Here is a 500-nt window from a genome sequence, read left to right as displayed (position 1 = left end):
GCCAGCGGCCCGGTCTCCGCCTCGCCGTCGCCGATGACGCAGGCGACGATCAGCTGCGGATTGTCGAAGGCGGCGCCATAGGCATGGGCCAGGGCATAGCCGAGCTCGCCGCCCTCATGGATCGATCCCGGCGTCTCCGGCGCGGCATGGCTGGGGATGCCGCCGGGGAAGGAGAACTGCCGGAACAGCCGGCGCATCCCCTCCCGGTCGCGGCCGACCTCCGGATAGATCTCGGAATAGATGCCCTCCAGATAGGTGTTGGCGACCACCGCCGGCCCGCCATGGCCGGGGCCGCAGATGAAGATCATGTCCAGGTCGTCGCGCGCGATCACCCGGTTGAGATGGGCGTAGATGAAGTTCAGCCCCGGCGTCGTGCCCCAATGGCCGAGCAGCCTGGGCTTGATGTGCCCGATCGCCAGCGGCTGCTCCAGCAGCGGGTTGTCGAGCAGATAGATCTGCCCGACCGACAGGTAGTTCGCCGCGCGCCAATAGCCGTCGAG

At 68.4% G+C, this 500-nt stretch carries 1 pseudogene; it reads right to left on the bottom strand.

Annotated features, from left to right (window positions below):
* Positions 1-500: pseudogene (locus tag AAHM41_RS40330) on the bottom strand (phosphoketolase); the annotation flags it as partial.

The organism is Inquilinus sp. OTU3971, from assembly GCF_038440215.1.
The sequence above is the reverse complement of the archived record's forward strand: the minus strand, read 5'-3'. Positions and strand labels throughout refer to the sequence as shown.